The sequence below is a fragment of the Colwellia sp. RSH04 genome (genome assembly GCF_003545765.1).
Lineage (GTDB): Bacteria > Pseudomonadota > Gammaproteobacteria > Enterobacterales > Alteromonadaceae > Colwellia.
The window spans coordinates 630268-649824 of record NZ_QXIO01000001.1; the positions used below are offsets into that span (position 1 = coordinate 630268).

Sequence of the window (19557 nt, forward strand, 5' to 3'; positions counted from 1 at the left end):
CTAAACGGAGCAAATTTCAAGTTAATTTTGACACCTGTCAGATTGAGTTATCATTAACCCAGTAAACTTGCTGCGCGATAAAGCTATATTAGGTATAGTTCATATTATTGATTTACCATGAAACATTAAAACGATTACTTGTTTAGTGAGTAGCTATTCTTTCCCATGACTCTATTAAAAACCGCTTATATTGAACAAATCATTACCCATTTAGAAGAAGAGTTGCACCATGCGATGGCCGCTGCTAATGAGGCACATGCGGCAGCTACAGATGATCAAAGTGTTGCTGAAACACAATACGACACATTAGCTATTGAGGCAGGTTATTTAGCCCATGGACAATCTCAACGAGCCTTTGAATATCAGCAAGGGATAATCGCATATAACACCTTAATTAAATCGTTAGAGCAACAGACGCCCTCTGAAGAAATTAGTTTAGGCTCGGTAATACAACTAAGTGAAGATGAACAGCAAAACAAGTGGTACTTTTTAGGTCCTGCAGCAGGTGGGTTTAGCTTTGAAATGGATAACAACCATATAACAGTAATTACACCTCAGTCACCATTAGGGGATGAACTTGTTGGTAAGGTACTCGATGATGATGTCAATTTACAACTTGGCAATAAGCACTTCGACGATTATATCACTCAAATATTATAGTTAATGATCACCTTATTTAAACTGAACTAAATTTATAACAGTCCAGCTTAAAAGATAGGTTAAACACCAACATTTATGCTTAACCCAATTCACAAAAGGCTATGTTTGACTTTGCAAAAGCGCTTTAATTTCAGCTAAATTCACAGTTTTTTCATCAACTTTTAAGTAAGCCACCGCTTCAGTGTGTACTAAGGTTGCTTCAATTACGCCTGGCATATTAATCAGCAGCTCTGCAATTTCATCGGCTCTTTCTTCACAGGTAATCGTTGTGGCAAAACTAAAGCTTTTTGACTTTTTCAATTGTTGCATACCAAACGTAAGTATCAACCAAATAACAGTGGCAATACCCATAGCAAGGAAAATCATGTGCTCACCAAATTGGCTGGCAATAAAACCACCTATAATGCCGCCAACAAACGCCCCTAAAAACTGACTACTAGAATATATCCCCATAACACTGCCCTTAACACCAGCAGGTGCGATACGAGAAAGAATAGAAGGCATTGTCGCTTCAAGGTAATTAAACGCAGTAAAGAATAAGACAATAGAAAAAATTAAACTGCCCAAGCCTAGTGGCAAAAGCCATAGTAAAAATAGCGACAGTGCAAACAAAGCTACTGCTGCACTAAACATCGCTTTTTCTTTTTGCTTTTTAATGGCAATAATCATAAATGGCACCATTAAGAAGAACGAGCCAAGTAAAGTTGGTAAGTAAATTTTCCAATGACTTTCAAGCGCCAAACCACTCTCAACAAATTGTTTGGGTAAGGTAACAAAACACGCGGTTAGTACCATGTGTAAAATAAACACGCCCCAATTTAAACGAGATAATTGCGGATGACGAATCAAGGTTGATATTTGCTCAGGCAGAGCAACGTTATCGCCACGAGGGGCTTTATTTACTGAGTAAGGCACCATAAACTTGATCATCAGCATGGCAAGAATAGTCAGCAAACCAGTAAACCAGAACAAGCCACTTAAACCGAACGATTCAGCAACAATAGGCCCAAGAATCATAGCAAAAGTGAAAGATAAACCAATAAACATACCGATAGTTGCCATCACTTTCGGACGTTGTTCTTCTCGGCTTAAATCAGCCGCTAAAGCAAGTACTGCACTAGCAATAGCCCCCATACCTTGTATAGCACGACCAATAACAACACCGTAAATCGTTTCAGACATGGCAGCAACAATACTACCAATTAAAAAGACAAATAAACCTGCCAGTATTACCGGCTTTCGACCATATTTATCAGATAAAATGCCCATAGGTATTTGCAATAACGCTTGTGTTAACCCATAAGCACCAATAGCTAAACCTAACCAAATAGGGCTATAACCCACTAACTGTTCACCATAAATGGCAAACACGGGTAGGATCATAAACAAACCTAACATACGTACGCCAAAAACACTGGCAAGAGAAAAAGCTGCCTTTTTCTCAATACGATTTAAACCTGAAACACTCATGAAGATTTTTACCTAATTCTGAACTAGCGGGAAATTTAAGTCGCCGTAGTTTATCACGCAAGTTCCAGTAGCCAAAATAATCCTATGATTTGAATCAAATCAAGTGAGAATAAAATAACAAACCATAGCTACAATCGACGAAACAATAAAACTAAGCAATGCTCCTTCAACGACCATATCTTTGATTGTGACTTCCCCTGTACCAAAAGCAATAGCATTTGGTGCGGTAGCAACAGGTAACATGAAAGCACAGCTAGCAGCCATCGCAGCAGGTATCATAAAAATAGCGGGATCAACACCCGATGAAATTGCCGCTACCGCTAGTATTGGCATCAATAGTGTTGCAGTGGCGGTATTACTGGTTATTTCGGTTAAATAAGTCACAAACAAGCAAATAGCGACCATCATGAGTATCGGTGGAAAGCTCGACAATGATGTTAGCCAATTACCTAAAATAGCACTTAACCCTGAGGCACTAAATCCTTTAGCGATGGCGATACCACCGGCAAAAAGCAGTAACATGCCCCAAGGAATACTTTTCGCGGTTTCCCAATCAAGTAAACGCCCGTCTTTTTTACCATTTGGGATCATAAACATAAGCACCACGGCAAATAATGCCACAGTGCTATCACCAACACCTTTAACCCCAAGCAAACCACTCCAACCACCAAAAGGCTCACTGCGCGTTATCCAAGCTAAGGCCGTTAAACCAAATACCAACAACGTGCGTTTTTCTTCGGTACGCCATGCACCAAGTTTAGGTAGTACTAAGTCTTGCTCGAGCTTAACTTTACGTGTTAACCAAAGCGCCATAATAGGCAATGAAATAAGTACCACAGGTACACCAATTTTCATCCAGGCAAGAAAACCGAATTCATTACCTGTATGCTCTTCATAAATACCCGCAAAAATAACATTTGGCGGCGTACCAATTAACGTACCGATGCCTCCGACACTTGCCGCATAAGCAATACCTAATATCAAAGCTACTTTAAGGTTTTTATTATCGACATGACTCAATATAGCCAATGCCATAGGAAGCATAATCAACGTTGTAGCAGTATTTGAAATCCACATACTTAAAAAGCCCGCGGCTAACATAAAGCCAAGTACTAAACGTCGACCACTAGAAACACCTACAAGACGAATCATAAAAACAGCTAATCTTTCATGGGTGCCACTTTTTTCAAGGGACTTAGACAGCATAAATGCGCCCATTAACAGTAGTATCACATGACTACCTAATGAGGCGGCAACCGCTTTATGATCTAATATGCCAAAAAGCGGAAGTAAGGCAAAAGGTACCAAGGAGGTGGCTGGAATAGGTAAGGCTTCAGTAACCCACCAAATAACAGTTAATAACGTAATCGCTGCTGCAATAGCAGGCTTTTCAGCCACCGATGCTGAGCCTAAGAAAAAGTAAAAGGCAATAGCTAAAATGGGGCCAAGTACGATGAAGTGTTCTCTTTTTATTGTCATTTTTTTATTATTAATTTAGATGAATAAAGGAGCAGAGAAAATATCATTATTACTTTAACTAGGGCGTGTTGACCTTTGTTGATATTTTCAGCAATGCGCTATTTTTATCAATAGCAAAGCAGTATGAACGTAATTTGGTTGTTCCAAATAAGTGAATACTCATGCCGCTAGTGTTAAAAATAGCCATTGCCCATAGGGCTGAGACTAAAATCCTTTTACTCTGCGTTAAAAGCTGCTGATTTAGCAAGCTAAACTACGCAACTTTTGCCTTGATTAAAAGGATTTTATTTCTCAGCTGAATTATTAAACAAAGATAAACACGCCCTAAGCTACTGACAATTAATTCCCATGCGTATGTGGGTGTGTCATAATAATCGGCTGATATTTTACCGTTAGATTAATAGATAAAATGAAAAGTATTGAAGTTAGGGGCGCTCGTACCCACAACCTGAAAAACATTAATTTAGAGATTCCACGTGATAAATTAGTCGTGATTACGGGGCTTTCTGGTTCAGGTAAATCATCGCTTGCCTTTGATACCTTATACGCTGAAGGACAACGTCGCTACGTTGAGTCGCTTTCTGCTTACGCTCGACAGTTTTTATCGTTAATGGAAAAGCCCGACGTAGACCATATTGAAGGTTTATCGCCGGCGATATCAATAGAACAAAAATCAACATCGCATAACCCACGCTCGACCGTTGGCACTATCACCGAGATATATGATTACTTGCGCTTACTATATGCTCGCGTAGGTGAGCCTCGCTGTCCTGAACATCACACGCCTTTAGCAGCACAAACTGTGTCACAAATGGTTGATAAAGTATTAGAGCTTGAAGAAGGCACTAAGGTAATGTTGCTCGCGCCCGTTTTACAAAACCGAAAAGGTGAACATGTAAAGCTACTCGATAATTTAGCCGCACAAGGCTTCATTAGAGCCAGAATTGATGGTGAAGTGTGCGACTTATCTGATCCTCCAACATTAGAGCTCCATAAAAAGCATACCATTGAAGTTGTGGTAGACCGCTTAAAGGTACGTGATGATATTCAACTACGTTTAGCTGAATCTTTTGAAACCGCACTTGGCTTAACCTCAGGCACTGCCAAAGTTGCCTTTATGGATAAACCTGAACAAGATGAATTAATATTCTCAGCTAATTTTGCCTGCCCACATTGTGGTTATAGTATGCAAGAGTTAGAGCCTCGCCTTTTCTCTTTCAATAACCCTGCGGGTGCCTGTCAAACCTGTGATGGTTTAGGTATAGAACAGTTTTTCGATAGTAAGCGTGTTTTAGCCAACGAAGAGCTAAGCCTTGCAGGTGGCGCTATTCGAGGTTGGGATAAACGTAACTTTTATTACTTTCAAATGTTACAAGCACTAGCTGAACATTACGATTTTGAAGTAGACAAACCTTTTAATAGCCTGCCTAAAGAAGCACAAAAAGTCGTACTTTATGGTAGTGGCAAGCAAGAAATAGAATTTAAATACATGAATGATAGAGGCGATGTTGTTTTTCGAAAACACCCTTTTGAAGGTATTTTAAATAATATGCAACGCCGCTATAAAGAAACTGAATCGAATGCGGTTCGCGAAGAGCTAGCAAAATATCTTAACAGTCAACACTGTCCAGATTGTAACGGGAGTCGCTTACGTCTTGAAGCACGTAACGTCTTTATTGCCGATACGCCATTACCTGTGGTTTCTGAATTTGCGATTGCCGATGCCTTAGCCTTTTTCAAAGAGTTAAATCTTACCGGGCAAAAAGGCCAAATTGCTGAGAAAATATTAAAAGAAATAAACGATCGCTTAGGCTTCCTAGTAAATGTTGGATTAAACTATTTAAACCTATCACGTAGCGCTGACACCTTATCAGGTGGTGAAGCACAACGTATTCGCTTAGCGAGCCAAATAGGTGCAGGTTTAGTGGGCGTGATGTACGTACTTGATGAGCCTTCTATTGGCTTACACCAACGAGATAACGAGCGCTTACTCGACACCTTAATTCATCTTAGAGATTTAGGTAATACCGTTATTGTGGTAGAACACGACGAAGACGCAATTAGAGCGGCAGATTTTGTCATTGATATTGGCCCAGGTGCTGGTGTTCATGGTGGTAATATTATAGCCCAAGGTAATGTTGACGACATTCTTGCTTGTGATGACTCACTGACGGGTAGATACCTTTCTGGTAAAGAGATGATTGAAATACCAACTACCAGACACCCTTTTGACAAAGACAATACTGTTGAGCTTATTGGTGCCACAGGTAACAACTTAAAAAACGTAAACCTCACTATTCCCAATGGCTTAATGACCTGTGTTACCGGGGTGTCTGGTTCAGGTAAATCAACACTAATTAATGATACTTTATATAAACTAGCTCACATTGAATTAAATGGCGCAACAACCCAAGAGCCAGCACCATATAAAGAAATTAAAGGGTTAGATAAACTAGACAAAGTTATTGATATTGACCAAAGCCCAATTGGCAGAACACCACGCTCTAACCCTGCCACCTATACTGGTATTTTTACTGCTATTCGGGAAATATTTGCCGCCACCCAAGAAGCTCGCTCTCGTGGTTATAAACCTGGACGCTTTAGTTTTAATGTTAAAGGCGGTCGCTGTGAAGCTTGTCAGGGCGACGGATTAATCAAAGTTGAGATGCACTTTTTACCTGACGTTTATGTACCATGTGATGTGTGTAAGAGTAAACGTTATAACCGTGAAACCTTAGAAGTGCTTTACAAAGGCAAAAACATTCATGAAGTGCTTGATATGACCATTGAAGATGCCTTTGAATTCTTTAATGCGATTCCAGCGGTTAAACGCAAGTTACAAACCTTAATGGATGTTGGTTTAAGCTACATTAAGCTAGGTCAATCGGCTACGACATTATCGGGTGGTGAAGCACAACGTGTGAAACTATCTAAAGAGCTTTCTAAGCGTGATACTGGTAAAACCCTATATATTCTTGATGAGCCAACAACTGGGCTTCATTTTCACGATATTAAACAGCTACTGCACGTTATTCATCGTTTACGTGACCATGGTAATACTATTGTAGTTATTGAACATAACCTTGATGTCATTAAAACCGCTGACTGGATTGTCGATTTAGGCCCAGAAGGTGGTTCAGGCGGTGGTGAAATATTAGTAACAGGTACACCTGAACAAGTGGTTAAACATAAAACCTCTCATACAGCACATTTTTTAAAGCCTTTATTGGCTTAAAAATAAGCATCACCTTTTAAGGATAAAAATGAAAGTTAATCATTCAGAACGACTAAGTTATCGCTTGATGGATCAAAACGATGGTGATGTTTTGTACCAACTTGATCAAGACCCCGAGGTAATGCAATTTATCAGTGGTGGAAAAACAAACACCATGGACGATATTAACAATATCTTCCTGCCTCGAATGGAAAAATATACTTGTCCTGAAAAAGGTTGGGGGTTATGGCAAGTCTGTGACAAATCAACTCAAGAGTATCTTGGCTGGATTTTAGTTAGACCAATGGATTTTTTCAGCGATGAACCTAAGTATAAAGACCTTGAGCTTGGCTGGCGTTTTTTCAAAAAAGCCTGGGGTAAAGGGTATGCAACCGAAGCCGCTAGTGCGATTAAAAATGCCCTTGCTGAACAAACTGATATCGATTATTTCTCTGCATTAGCGGTAGAAGAAAATATAGGCTCAATCAATATTATGAAAAAATTAGGTATGACGTTTCTTAAAAAAGAACTGCATAAAGATCCGCTCGGTGATTTAGATGTCGTTTACTACCAAATGCCAGCAAAATAATTTACAGTGCTGGTATAGCTTTATAACAATAAATTAAAACATCTATGCCAGCTTCAAACAAATCGTTAAACCCTTTTAACCTCTTTATCTATTGCCTTGCCTTTACCAGTGGTTTTTCCATTATGGGCATTGAACTGCTCGCGGGCAGAATATTAGCGCCTTTCTTTGGCTCAAGCGTTCATATTTGGGGCAGTATTATTACTGTCTTTATGTTGAGCCTATCGCTTGGCTACTTATTCGGCGGCAAACTTTCCACTAAATCAGCGTCACTTTCACGATACGGCTTAATTTTTATACTGGCGAGTATTACTATTTTACCCGTGGTTACTTCCAGCCAATGGCTAATGGAAAGCATATTCTTAACCATTGAAGATTCTCGTTACGGTTCGTTATTAGCTTCAACGGTATTGTTTTTTATCCCTACCGTTATTTTAGGTATGCTATCGCCCTACTCTGTTAGATTATTAGTGACGAACTCAAATGAGAGTGGACAAGTGGCAGGCAAGCTGTATTTTGTTTCTACCCTAGGTAGTGCGCTTGGTACCATCATTACTTCTTTCTATTTTGTGATGTGGTTTGAAATTAACACCATTATTGTCAGCTTTAGCTTAATACTTGGTTTACTCGGCTTACTCGCTGTTATCGTCGATAAAATATCCCTGAATAATACTTCAACAGCAACAGGGAGCACTTGCGATGTTTAGTCACAATACTATCAATAACGTCATTATGACTTCGCTAGGTTTATTGTTAATACTTATGCTGTTACCTCAACAAGCCAGTGCTAAAGTGATTCACAAAGAGCGTTCTTTATATCGCAATATTTTAGTGGAAGATAAAGGCGATTTACGTTGCTTAAAATTTAATGTAAAAAGCAGTAAAACCCAGCAAAGTTGCTTTTTAAAAAGCCAACCAGAAAGGCTTTATTTTAATTACACAAAATTGCTTTTATCAAGTTTACTCATTAACCCTAACCCTGAAAAAATACTGGTTGTTGGCCTTGGCGGCGGCACTATGTCTAATACCTTGCATCAATTACTACCCAATAGCCAAATTGATAATGTTGAAATTGATAACAGTGTCATTAAAGTGGCCAGAGAGTATTTTCACTTTTTTGAAAACGATAACATTAAAGCGATTAGCCAAGACGGTCGAGTATTCGTCAAACGTGCTTTACTTAAAAAACAACAATACGATTGGATTATTCTAGATGCCTTTAACGGTGACTACATTCCTGAACATTTAATGACTAAAGAGTTTCTTGAAGAAATTAAAAAACTACTGACACCTAACGGCATTTTAACCGCCAACACCTTTTCAGTAAGTAAACTTTATGATTATGAATCAGCAACCTACAAGGCGGTTTTTGGTGATTTTTACCAAGTACGCAACTTAAAAAATAGTAACCGTGTCATACTGGCGATGAACCCTGAATATAATAAGCATAATGCTGATATTAATAATCTAACTAAAGCGAATGTTGAGGCGTTAAAGCAGGCTTTAAAACAATTTGGTGTCGATACTCACTTCTTAGCACAAAGTATGAGTTCAACACAAAATGCTGAAGACTGGCCTAAAAACACACCACTATTAACTGATCAATTCGCGCCAGCTAACTTATTGAATATTGATTAGAGCACATAAAAAAAGCCCATTAGCGATAAAACTAATGGGCCTTTAAATGTATTTAAAACACTTGGATTATATAATAACTCTACTCAAACAACGAAGCGTCGATAACAAAGCCATTGTTAGTTGCACTTAAATCTAGCACACCTAAACACTGTTGTTCGCTATCTACTAGCGCCATGCGGTCACCTTCAACCCAATAATCAGCACTGTATGAGTCACCATTAAACAAAGTACCGTAATCACTACCTAAGCTCATTTGACCTGTTTCATCACTGACCCAATGTAAAGTCACTGCTGTATCGGTAGTATTAGTAACACTAAAGTTAGCCGCATTGGCGTCACTTCTTTCATAAGGTACCAGTAAATCACAGCTGCCAATTTCTGGTGCTGGTAATTCTACGACATCAGCGACGAGTTCCTCAGATACTGTAAATTCATTATCTTCAGAATTTAGCACGGCGACACCTAAACAAGTATTGTTTTTATCAGTGATCATCATGCGATCGCCCTGTTTCCAGTAGTCTGCACTATAGCTTTCACCAGAAACTAACGTGTCATAGTTATATGAGAAGGAAGCTTCACCATCTGAGTTAATCCAGTACAAATTAACTGGTACATCAGTTGGGTTTGTAACACTAAAACCGGTCGCTGGTATATTAGTGCCATCGTAATAGGCGGTTGCTAATTCACAGCCCCCTATTTCTCCCGCCTCAGGTAAAGGCACTGAAACAGGTAACACTGGTATCGTAATTTCACTCAATGCTTCTTGCTCAGGAACATTGACTACACACTCAGCACCTGAACAGGCAGTAATATACATATCGACAATATCTGTGCCGCTATAATCACTATCAGCTAGAGCATAATAGGTACCCGCGCCAACATTGGTGAAAGTACAGCTTTCTTCATTACCCCACTTGGCATCAACCGTCGTATTACATTGTGGTTGCTCAGAAAAACTTGTATGTGGAACAATATCTTTACTGGCCATTAAATGAATATTTCCCGAGCCACCGGTTGTTGTTATGGTAATATCAGTGTCATTGGCACCAACCTCAACTGAATACAACCAACCGCCTCGGCCTTCAACTTTTTGATACTCACCTAAGACAAGTGGTTTGGCACTACCTTCATATTGAGCACGAACATCATTGGTATAATAATCAACAAATTCCGTTTCGTAATTAGCTGCAATAGTATCTAACAGTGTTTTGTATTCATCCCATTCACCTGCACGCATATGACTTAACATAGTCGTAACGTCACTAGGGTGTTTTTCTATTAGAAAAGCTACCGCTAAATACCCCCACTCATAAGGGCCATCTGCATCACCACTATTATGAATATCGAATACTTCTTGTAAGGTATAATTTTTTCCATTTCTGGAATTTTCAAAAAGTTGGTACGGCTGCTGATAATAAGTACTTAAATATTCAGCTAAACCCTCAGACCACCATGACATATCTTCTCGGTAGCCGCCTTCTTTGTTATATCGACCATCAAGGGCATGGACATATTCATGAGCAAGAGAGCGAATAACATCACGTCCACCAGACCATTCTAATGCATTAAAAGTGTTTACCTCAGAATTATGAGCGAAACCTGTCGGCTCTGTTTCATAATAAATGCCTGACTCATTACTACTATTAAATAAGTACCCCATCCAAGCTTTGTGGCTGGTTAAGTTGGCAAAAATATTAATCCCTGTGTATTCATTTAAATCACCGGCAACGGGTGTTTGAAATTCAGGAGTGACACCTGCATTGAGTACTTCATCAAAACGTACTTTTGTTTGTGCAAGAATGTCACAAGCTTCAGATAATTCTTGTGCATTCAACTCTTGCGCGCGTAAGTTAACTGGCACGTCACAAGCCTTTCCTGAAGGAAACAAAGCCGTTGATGCCCATAGCGTACCATCAGTAACACCAACCCCATCACCTTGATCAAAAGCATCGACTAAAATGTAATAGCGACCTGCTTCAGGCGCATCAAGAATACAGGTTTCATTTAATTCTGTACCACCAAATGAAACACAATCAAAAACACCCTCTTCACCTTTAGTGGGCTCTTCTGCAAAACGCACATAAAGATCTGGGTCGCCCAATGTTTCACCCGCTAAGCCTTTTGCAAAGCTTACCGTTAACGTTGCGCTATCTTCAGGCACATCCACATAATACATAGCAGCTTCGGTAAGATTAATATGTTGAACCGCTTGTTCAAGCGAAATTTCTGTGGCTGTTTCGGCTGGTGGTTGCACGACAACAGGTGGTTTCTCAATTTCTGGGACAGCATCATCAGAACCACCACATGATATTAAGAACAGTGAGCTTGCCATCGCAAGTGTTAGTTTATTTAATTTATGCTTCATTATCATTCTCTCTACTACGTTGTTTTTTTGCATACAATACACAATATAACAAGTAATTTACTATAAGAGCAATAAGTAAACAAAAAATAACACTAGCCAAAAGTCTAATGGTTAAACTTTGTCGACAGTTCTACAGTATGTAGATTATATTTCAACGTTGACGGCAGACTTATGACTACAAAGAAAGGCACCACAAAATCAAACATAGCACACTGGAAAGAGCAATCTCAGCTTGTTGCATGGTATAAAGAGCCACAAAACATATTGTCGACAAATAATATAGGTTGGCATGATTGGTTTGCCGACGGCGAGCTAAATACAAGTTATCTTGCCCTTGATTATCATATTGAACAAGGTCGAGGTGAAGAAATAGCCCTTATATATGACTCACCTGTTACAGAGCAAAAAATAAAATACACCTATGCACAATTAAAAACAGAAGTGGCAAAGTTTGCCGGTGTATTGCAATCACAAAATGTTAGCAAGGGAGATCGTGTACTAATTTATATGCCGATGATCCCAGAGGCTGCCATTGCTATGTTAGCTTGTGCCCGTTTAGGCGCGGTACACTCTGTTGTTTTTGGTGGTTTTGCTGCAAATGAGCTTGCTGTACGTATTGACGATGCCAAACCAACGGTAGTTGTTAGTGCAAGTTGTGGTATAGAAATTAACAAAGTCATTCCCTACAAACCCCTGCTTGATCAAGCCATAAAAGTGGCTGAGCATAAACCAAGTAGTTGTGTTATTTATCAACGCCCTCAAGTATCGGCTGAATTAACTGTTAATCGAGATTATGATTGGCAAGCACTCATCAATGCGGCCAGCGAAGTAGCGCCAGTGCCGGTAAAAGCAACCGATCCGCTTTATATTTTATATACCTCTGGAACAACAGGTAAACCTAAGGGCGTAGTGCGTGATAATGGTGGTCATGCAGTCGCCATGCTGTATAGCATGAAAAACATTTATGGTATGAGAACGGGCGATACCTTTTGGGCAGCATCTGATGTCGGCTGGGTAGTGGGTCACTCTTATATCGTTTATGGCCCTCTCATGGCAGGTTGCAGCACCATTTTATATGAAGGAAAACCAATTAAAACACCTGATGCAGGAGCATTTTGGCGTGTGTGTGCTGAGTATAAAGTAAATGCTTTATTTAGTGCTCCAACTGCATTTAGAGCCATAGCCAAAGAAGATCCTGACGGAAGTTTAATTCAAAATTACGACTTGTCCTCACTAAAACGATTATATTTAGCAGGTGAACGCTTAGACCCAGCAACTTATTATTGGCTGCAAGAAAAAACTAACTTACCGGTTATTGATCATTGGTGGCAAACCGAAACAGGTTGGGCAATAGCAACCACACCATTACAAGCGCAAGGTGATGATTTTACACCATTGAAAACCAAAGCGGGCTCGGCAGGTTTCCCTGTTGCTGGGTTTGATGTACAAATACTTGATGCACACGGTAAACAAGTTGCTTCAGGCCAACAAGGTACGGTAGCAATTAAATTACCGATGCCGCCGGGCTGTTTAGCCACTATTTACAATGATGTTGATCGTTTCCATTCGGGCTACTTAAATACCTACCCTGGCTATTACATTACTGGCGACGGTGGATTTATCGATGAAGAAGGTTATTTGTTCATTATGGGTAGAACCGATGATGTCATTAATGTTGCAGGGCATCGCTTATCTACGGGTGAAATGGAAGAAGTATTATCTGAACATAGTGCCGTTGCCGAATGTGCCGTTGTTGGCATTCAATGCGAATTAAAAGGGCAAGTACCACTTGGGCTGGTAGTGATAAAAAATGGTATTAAAGCCTCTGATGAAGAGCTTTCAGGCGAATTAAAACAAAAGATTCGTGATGATATTGGCGCAATCGCCTCATTGAAAGACTTATTAATTATTGAACGTCTACCAAAAACACGTTCGGGTAAGATTCTAAGAAAGACCTTACGTCAGATGATTGATGGTCAGCAAGTTGAAATCCCTTCAACCATAGATGATCCAGAAGTCATTAAAGAGCTGTCAGCTAAGTTTAAGCAAAACAAAGTGATGGCATAAAATCAGTTAAACAACTTAATCTTTTTTGAATGATAATTTTTTACGGGTTACTGCTCCTTTCTTATGGTCACTAGCCCCTTTTTTTCGCTGATTTTTATTATGAAACTCGTACTTATTCGTAGATGCAGCAGCTTGTGACGTCTCATTCACTTTGGCTGTTTGTTCACGGTACGGTGTTGAAGCTTCTTGTGCTTTATCTATGTGTTCTTTCGCTTTGGGTTTTGTCTGCTTTTGCACGCCATCACTCGCTGTTTTTGAAGAATGCGCGACAGCTTGATTAATCTCAGTCATTTCTTTTTCAGTTAAATCACGCCATTGACCCGGCCTTAATTTACCTAGTTCTACGTTCATAATACGAGAACGTTTAAGCTTAGTCACATCGTAGCCTAAATATTCACACATACGTCGAATTTGTCGGTTTAACCCTTGCGTTAAGATAATAGTAAAAACAAAACGACTTTTGACTCGAACAATACAAGGTTTAGTGATTGTGCCAAGAATAGGTACACCGCGCGACATACGCTCAATAAATCGCTCACTTATCGGTTTATCTACAGTAACAATATATTCTTTATCGTGCGCATTTTCAGCACGTAATATCTTGTTAACTATATCGCCATCGCTAGTTAAAAAGATCAATCCCTCTGACGGTTTATCTAATCGACCTATTGGGAAGATTCTTTCTTTATGCCCTATTGCATCAATAATATTGCCTTTAACATGCAACTCAGTAGTACAGGTAATTCCAATAGGCTTATTGTACGCAATATAAATACGATCAGATTTGTCTTTTTTACTGGCAAAAATTGCCTTACCATCAACTTTCACCACATCGTCAGGCAGCACTTTAGTGCCTAGTTCGGGATGTTTATCGTTTATCGTGACTCTATTTTCTTCAATTAATTTATCGGCACCACGACGTGAGCAAAAACCTGATTCACTGATATATTTATTTAGTCGTTTGGCTTCGGTCATGATAATTGCTTTCTTTTAATAGAGGGTTGTAAGGTACTTTTTAATAGTTTGCTATTATACTCAATAATAACCACTAATATAGCGAACTTAACTAATTCATCATGTTAATTTTTGCCCACCGCGGTGCTAGCGGTATAGAGCCTGAAAACACATTACGCGCCATTCAAAGCGCCCTTGATGCTAATGTTGACGGTATTGAAATTGACGTTCACCAAGTTGAAGATAAACTCGTGGTGATTCACGATAGATGGTTACAACGAACGACCTCAGGTAAAGGGCAATTAAAAAATTACACCTTTAAACAACTACGTGCCCTTGACGCAGGACAGGGTGAGGTAATCCCCACGCTAGATGAAGTGCTTGAACTTACAGCGAAGAAATGTTTAGTCAATATCGAGCTAAAGGGAATAAATGATATTAACTTACTTTTTAAGTATTTGGATAATGCGATAGCGAATGACCATTTTACGTTAGCGCATATTCTTCTATCCTCTTTTAATCATCGGTTACTGGCGTTAATCCACCGCACTAGACCCGAATTCGCGATTGGCGCGTTAACCTCATGTTACCCGCTTGAATACGCTAAATTTGCTGAAGAGTTATCTGCCTACTCTGTCCATTTAGATGTTGATTTTATCAGCGAACACTTTGTTGAAGATGCCCACAAACGCGGCTTAAAAGTCTTTGTTTATACCGTAGATGAAGCTGAAGACATCAGCGCAATGAAAGCAATGGGTGTCGATGGTATTTTCTCTAATTATCCAACACGTAGTAAAAGCCACCTAGCTCACCTGAGAAACAGCACGACAACATAGTGCTGTAAATTCATTAGGTTAGCTTTTTAAATAACCTTTTTACCGTTTTGATATAAGGCACTTAACGGGTTAACGCCAAACTGGTAACACAACTCTGCTGGCTGACTAATATCCCACATAGCAATATCTGCATCATAACCCACCGCTAATTGCCCTTTAGTATCTCTTAACCCTAATGCTTTTGCGCCATGACAAGTCACACCGGCTAAAGCTTCTGCTGGCGTTAATCTAAATAAAGTGCATGCCATATTGAGCATTAATTGTAATGAACAAATAGGTGATGAGCCTGGGTTGGCATCGGTAGCAATCGCCATAGGTACACCTTGTGCTCTTAGTGCTTTAATTGGGGGTAACTGGGTTTCTCTTAAAAAATAAAAAGCGCCAGGTAAAAGAACTGCGGTCATATCTGCCGCTTTCATCGCCTTGACTCCCTCTTCAGATAAAAACTCGACATGATCTGATGACAATGCATTGTATTGAGCAGCGAGTTTTGTTCCACCTAAGTCAGACAACTGCTCTGCATGCACTTTAATCGCCAAGTTATGTTTTTTAGCGCTAGCAAAAACACGTTCGGTTTGCTTAATATTAAAACCAATATTTTCGCAAAATACATCAACCGTATCGGCTAAGTTTTGCTGGGCAACTTGTGGCAGCATTTGCTCACAGACTAAATCGATATAACCTTCGGGATTATCTTTATATTCAACAGGTAGGGCATGAGCACCTAAAAAGGTACGCTTAACAGTCACAGGAAGCGCTTGAGCTAATTTACCTGCTACTTTTAACATTTTAATCTCGGTATCTACATCTAAGCCATAACCCGATTTCACCTCAACCGTGGTGACACCTTGTTGATGCAGTGCCTTTAACCGTGGTAACGCACTTTGAAATAGCTCTTCTTCACTAGCTGCACGTGTAGCTTTTACGGTTGATACAATACCGCCACCTGCTTCAGCTATTTCTTGATAACTTTTACCTTGTAAGCGCATTTCAAATTCATTTGCGCGATTACCACCAAAAACTAAATGAGTATGACAATCAATTAAGCCAGGCGTTAACCATTTTCCTTGCCCGTCTATAACATTAACAGCGGCATCATCAAAACTAGGTAATTCACTTTGCTTACCTAACCAGACGATTTTGTTATCACTTATTGCTAATGCACCCGCTTTAATTTCACCATAACCATTGCCACCCTCGGTCATGGTTGCTATGTTTACGTTTATCCAAAGGGTCTGCCAATGCTGGGGTTGAGTTGTCATAAGATGTCTTAAAATGATAATATTATTACCATTAACTCTACCTTAGCAAAAGTAAACAATCAAGCTTGTATATACAACCATTGCACTCTGGTTAAATATATGAGACTGTATCGACAAGTTCATGATCACTAAGCTTCATTTATGACTGCTAACACATCAAATAAAAGTATCAAGCCCGCTAAATATACCATTATCAAGCAGTATATATGCGAAAATATTGAATCAGGCAATTGGCCTCAACACTCTAAAGTTCCTTCAGAAAATGAGCTAACCTTACAGTTTGATGTTAGCCGAATGACGGCGAGACGTGCGTTACAAGAATTGACTGAACAAGGTATATTAGTTCGTTCACAAGGCGCTGGGACATTCGTTGCTACGTTTAAATCTCAATCATCCTTACTTGAAATCCGCAACATTAGCGATGAAATTAATGAACGCGGCCATCAACATAGAGCTCAGCAATTAATGCTAAAAGCCGTTTCTGTTTCTGAAGAGGTGGCTATCTTATTGAACTTAAAAAACAAAGAACATGTCTACTATTCACAAGTGTTACATTTTGAGAATGATCAGCCAATTCAATTAGAACAACGTTACGTTAATGCCGCACTCGTACCCGATTATTTATTGCAAACATTTACTAAAACAACACCACACGAATATCTATCATCTGTTGCGCCGTTAACAGAGGCAACTCATGAAGTGGAAGCCGTGCTCGCGACAGAAGATATTTGTCAGCTTCTTGATATTGACACCTCAGCACCTTGCTTACAGGTAAAACGCCGTACGTGGTCGAAACAAGGCATTGTCAGTTTAGCCATTTTGACCTCGCCAGGCAGTAAATACCGATTAGGTAGCCATTTAGTTTTTCAAGCTAATCCTTAGCCTCCTTTTTCTGCTCATTAAACAAGCGATTCATCAATAAAAAAGCACGTTACCAAGTTACATCAACATGAGTTAAGTTGGCAAAGTGCTTTTCTTTAATTATGATAGTAACTAAAACGATAATTTATTTAAAATATCATCTTCCACTAGGTTTGCTAACGTTACTTTTAGTTTAGGTGTACGTGCCATTTCGCGTTTAATGGCAAAATTAGCTTCTTCGTTACGTGCCCAACTACGACGAGCAATACCGTTATTTACATCAAACAGTAGCATTGATTTTAATCGACGTTCAGCAGCTTCACTCCCATCAAGTAACATGCCAAAACCACCATTTGTCACTTCACCCCAACCTACGCCACCACCATTATGGATAGATACCCAAGTAGCACCACGAAAGCTATCACCAATAACGTTATGAATTGCCATATCCGCCGTGAATCGACTACCATCATAAATGTTTGAGGTTTCACGAAACGGTGAATCGGTGCCTGAGACATCATGATGATCACGACCTAAAACCACAGGACCAATTTCGCCTGCTTCAATCGCATCGTTAAAGGCTTTAGCGATTTCCATGCGACCTTGCGCGTCAGCATACAAAATACGTGCTTGTGAACCAACCACTAATTTATTTTGTTTAGCATCTTCAATCCACGTAATGTTGTCTTGCATTTGCTGCTGAATTTCTTCAGGTGAATTCGCCATAATTTTTTTCATTACGCGAGCAGCAATCGCATCAGTTTTATCTAAATCTTCAGCATTGCCCGATGCACAAACCCAACGAAACGGACCAAAGCCATAGTCAAAACACATTGGGCCTAAAATATCTTGTACGTATGATGGGTATCTAAAATCAATACCATTTTCTGCCATTACATCACCGCCAGCGCGAGAGGCTTCAAGCAAAAAAGCATTACCATAATCAAAGAAGTATGTGCCACGTGCGGTATGTTTATTCACCGCATCAGCATGTCGTTTCAATGTTGATTGTACTTTTTCTTTAAAGACTTCAGGCTCTTCACGAATTAATCGATTTGATTCTTCATAGCTAATGTCAACGGGGTAATAGCCGCCTGACCAAGGATTATGAAGAGACGTTTGATCTGAGCCTAAGTGAACATAAATATCTTTTTCATAGAAGGTTTCCCAAACATCAACAATGTTGCCGATATAAGCAATAGATACCACTTCATCATCAGCTTGTGCGGTTTTTACACGGGTAATCAGCTCATCCATGTTGTCAATTAACTCATCTACCCAACCTTGCTGATGACGTTTAGTTGCCGCATTGGCATTAACTTCAGCACACACGGTAATACAATTAGCAATGTTACCAGCTTTAGGTTGTGCGCCACTCATGCCACCTAACCCTGCGGTAAGAAAGATTTTACCCTGTGGATTTTCACCAGCCTTTAATACTTTGCGAAACGCGTTCATTACAGTAATGGTTGTGCCATGTACAATTCCTTGCGGGCCAATATACATAAATGAACCCGCAGTCATTTGACCGTACTGAGTAACACCTAAGGCGTTAAATTTCTCCCAATCATCAGGTTGTGAATAATTAGGGATCATCATACCGTTAGTGACAACAACGCGCGGTGCATCTTCACTTGATGGGAATAAGCCCATTGGGTGACCTGAATAAAGGTGTAACGTTTGATCACTTTCCATTTCACTCAAGTACTTCATGGCAAGTAAATACTGTGCCCAATTTTGGAACACTGCACCATTGCCGCCATAAGTAATTAATTCTTCAGGGTGCTGTGCAACCGCGGGATCTAAGTTGTTATCAACCATTAGCATAATGGCAGCAGCTTGCTGGCACTTTGCTGGATAATCACTAACACTGCGCGCTTTTAAGTCATAGTTTGGCTTAAAGCGGTACATATAAATGCGACCAAAGTCTTTTAGTTCTTGGGCAAACTCAACGGCTAATTCTTGATGCCATTCCGTTGGAAAATAACGTAAGGCGTTTCTAACCGCTAATTGCTTTTCATCAACGCTTAAAATATCTTTACGTTTAGGCGCTCGGTTCGCATTTTCAGGGTACGGTTTCGCTGCAGGTAACTGACTTGGGATACCTTGTTTAATTGTTTCTTCAAAGCTTAAGGCTGTTTCTTGAAAACTCATGGTGACTCCCT

General features: G+C 39.7%; 14 protein-coding genes. 8 read left to right on the forward strand and 6 right to left on the reverse strand.

The window, feature by feature from the left end; all coding sequences use genetic code 11:
• Positions 1 to 165 precede the first annotated feature (165 nt).
• Positions 166 to 660 (forward strand): hypothetical protein, encoded by a 495-nt coding sequence (locus D1094_RS02530; RefSeq protein WP_118958476.1) that lies wholly within the window; start codon positions 166 to 168, stop codon positions 658 to 660.
• A 99-nt stretch (positions 661 to 759) separates the two neighbouring features.
• Here D1094_RS02530 and D1094_RS02535 read toward each other — a convergent pair whose 3' ends face one another.
• Together D1094_RS02535 and D1094_RS02540 are read right to left on the reverse strand one after the other, a co-directional pair.
• Complete coding sequence (locus D1094_RS02535; protein WP_118958477.1) at positions 760 to 2130, reverse strand: MFS transporter; 1371 nt, start codon at positions 2128 to 2130, stop codon at positions 760 to 762.
• Positions 2131 to 2229: 99 nt separating this feature from the next.
• Entirely contained in the window at positions 2230 to 3609 is a 1380-nt protein-coding gene (locus D1094_RS02540; protein ID WP_118958478.1) for a DASS family sodium-coupled anion symporter, read from the reverse strand.
• Positions 3610 to 4018: 409 nt separating this feature from the next.
• Here D1094_RS02540 and uvrA point away from each other — a divergent pair, with 409 nt between their 5' ends.
• Genes uvrA through D1094_RS02560 form a run of 4 tightly spaced genes read left to right on the forward strand, consistent with a single transcriptional unit; the run spans position 4019 to position 9047 of the window.
• A complete protein-coding gene (uvrA, locus tag D1094_RS02545) occupies positions 4019 to 6844 on the forward strand; it encodes an excinuclease ABC subunit UvrA (RefSeq protein ID WP_118958479.1) in 2826 nt (941 codons plus the stop codon).
• A gap of 28 nt (positions 6845 to 6872) precedes the next feature.
• The gene (locus D1094_RS02550; protein ID WP_118958480.1) at positions 6873 to 7412 is read left to right on the forward strand and encodes a GNAT family N-acetyltransferase; all 540 of its coding nucleotides are present in this window, start codon (positions 6873 to 6875) and stop codon (positions 7410 to 7412) included.
• Between the two features lie 44 nt (positions 7413 to 7456).
• Entirely contained in the window at positions 7457 to 8116 is a 660-nt protein-coding gene (locus D1094_RS02555; protein WP_118958481.1) for a fused MFS/spermidine synthase, read from the forward strand.
• The gene (locus D1094_RS02560; RefSeq protein ID WP_404851438.1) at positions 8109 to 9047 is read left to right on the forward strand and encodes a spermidine synthase; all 939 of its coding nucleotides are present in this window, start codon (positions 8109 to 8111) and stop codon (positions 9045 to 9047) included. The genes D1094_RS02555 and D1094_RS02560 overlap by 8 nt, the downstream gene beginning before the upstream one ends.
• 79 nt (positions 9048 to 9126) lie before the next feature.
• Here D1094_RS02560 and D1094_RS02565 read toward each other — a convergent pair whose 3' ends face one another.
• Positions 9127 to 11412, reverse strand: coding sequence for a collagenase (locus tag D1094_RS02565; RefSeq protein WP_182440078.1), 2286 nt, complete (start codon positions 11410 to 11412; stop codon positions 9127 to 9129).
• A gap of 171 nt (positions 11413 to 11583) precedes the next feature.
• Between D1094_RS02565 and D1094_RS02570 the strand changes: the two genes are divergently transcribed.
• Positions 11584 to 13479, forward strand: a complete 1896-nt coding sequence (locus D1094_RS02570; RefSeq protein WP_118958483.1) for an AMP-binding protein — start codon at positions 11584 to 11586, stop codon at positions 13477 to 13479.
• A 15-nt stretch (positions 13480 to 13494) separates the two neighbouring features.
• On the opposite strand, the gene rluF is transcribed toward D1094_RS02570, so the two are convergent.
• Positions 13495 to 14454 (reverse strand): 23S rRNA pseudouridine(2604) synthase RluF, encoded by a 960-nt coding sequence (rluF, locus tag D1094_RS02575; RefSeq protein ID WP_118958484.1) that lies wholly within the window; start codon positions 14452 to 14454, stop codon positions 13495 to 13497.
• A 101-nt stretch (positions 14455 to 14555) separates the two neighbouring features.
• Here rluF and D1094_RS02580 point away from each other — a divergent pair, with 101 nt between their 5' ends.
• Positions 14556 to 15269, forward strand: coding sequence for a glycerophosphodiester phosphodiesterase family protein (locus tag D1094_RS02580; protein WP_118958485.1), 714 nt, complete (start codon positions 14556 to 14558; stop codon positions 15267 to 15269).
• A gap of 26 nt (positions 15270 to 15295) precedes the next feature.
• Here the strand turns inward: D1094_RS02580 and hutI are convergent, their stop codons facing one another.
• Positions 15296 to 16531 (reverse strand): imidazolonepropionase, encoded by a 1236-nt coding sequence (gene hutI / locus D1094_RS02585; RefSeq protein WP_118958486.1) that lies wholly within the window; start codon positions 16529 to 16531, stop codon positions 15296 to 15298.
• Positions 16532 to 16672: 141 nt separating this feature from the next.
• Between hutI and hutC the strand changes: the two genes are divergently transcribed.
• Complete coding sequence (gene hutC / locus D1094_RS02590; RefSeq protein ID WP_118958487.1) at positions 16673 to 17413, forward strand: histidine utilization repressor; 741 nt, start codon at positions 16673 to 16675, stop codon at positions 17411 to 17413.
• Between the two features lie 111 nt (positions 17414 to 17524).
• Here hutC and D1094_RS02595 read toward each other — a convergent pair whose 3' ends face one another.
• Positions 17525 to 19546, reverse strand: a complete 2022-nt coding sequence (locus D1094_RS02595) for a urocanate hydratase (RefSeq protein ID WP_118958488.1) — start codon at positions 19544 to 19546, stop codon at positions 17525 to 17527.
• Positions 19547 to 19557: the final 11 nt, after the last annotated feature.

Excerpts from the sequence above, each read along its gene's own strand:
- D1094_RS02555 (WP_118958481.1), top strand. The coding sequence starts at position 7,457 with ATGCCAGCTTCAAACAAATCGTTAAACCCTTTTAACCTCTTTATCTAT.
- hutI (WP_118958486.1), bottom strand. The coding sequence starts at position 16,531 with ATGACAACTCAACCCCAGCATTGGCAGACCCTTTGGATAAACGTAAAC.
- rluF (WP_118958484.1), bottom strand. The coding sequence starts at position 14,454 with ATGACCGAAGCCAAACGACTAAATAAATATATCAGTGAATCAGGTTTT.
- D1094_RS02570 (WP_118958483.1), top strand. The coding sequence starts at position 11,584 with ATGACTACAAAGAAAGGCACCACAAAATCAAACATAGCACACTGGAAA.
- D1094_RS02565 (WP_182440078.1), bottom strand. The coding sequence starts at position 11,412 with ATGAAGCATAAATTAAATAAACTAACACTTGCGATGGCAAGCTCACTG.
- D1094_RS02535 (WP_118958477.1), bottom strand. The coding sequence starts at position 2,130 with ATGAGTGTTTCAGGTTTAAATCGTATTGAGAAAAAGGCAGCTTTTTCT.
- hutC (WP_118958487.1), top strand. The coding sequence starts at position 16,673 with ATGACTGCTAACACATCAAATAAAAGTATCAAGCCCGCTAAATATACC.
- D1094_RS02550 (WP_118958480.1), top strand. The coding sequence starts at position 6,873 with ATGAAAGTTAATCATTCAGAACGACTAAGTTATCGCTTGATGGATCAA.
- D1094_RS02540 (WP_118958478.1), bottom strand. The coding sequence starts at position 3,609 with ATGACAATAAAAAGAGAACACTTCATCGTACTTGGCCCCATTTTAGCT.
- uvrA (WP_118958479.1), top strand. The coding sequence starts at position 4,019 with ATGAAAAGTATTGAAGTTAGGGGCGCTCGTACCCACAACCTGAAAAAC.
- D1094_RS02580 (WP_118958485.1), top strand. The coding sequence starts at position 14,556 with ATGTTAATTTTTGCCCACCGCGGTGCTAGCGGTATAGAGCCTGAAAAC.
- D1094_RS02560 (WP_404851438.1), top strand. The coding sequence starts at position 8,109 with ATGTTTAGTCACAATACTATCAATAACGTCATTATGACTTCGCTAGGT.
- D1094_RS02595 (WP_118958488.1), bottom strand. The coding sequence starts at position 19,546 with ATGAGTTTTCAAGAAACAGCCTTAAGCTTTGAAGAAACAATTAAACAA.
- D1094_RS02530 (WP_118958476.1), top strand. The coding sequence starts at position 166 with ATGACTCTATTAAAAACCGCTTATATTGAACAAATCATTACCCATTTA.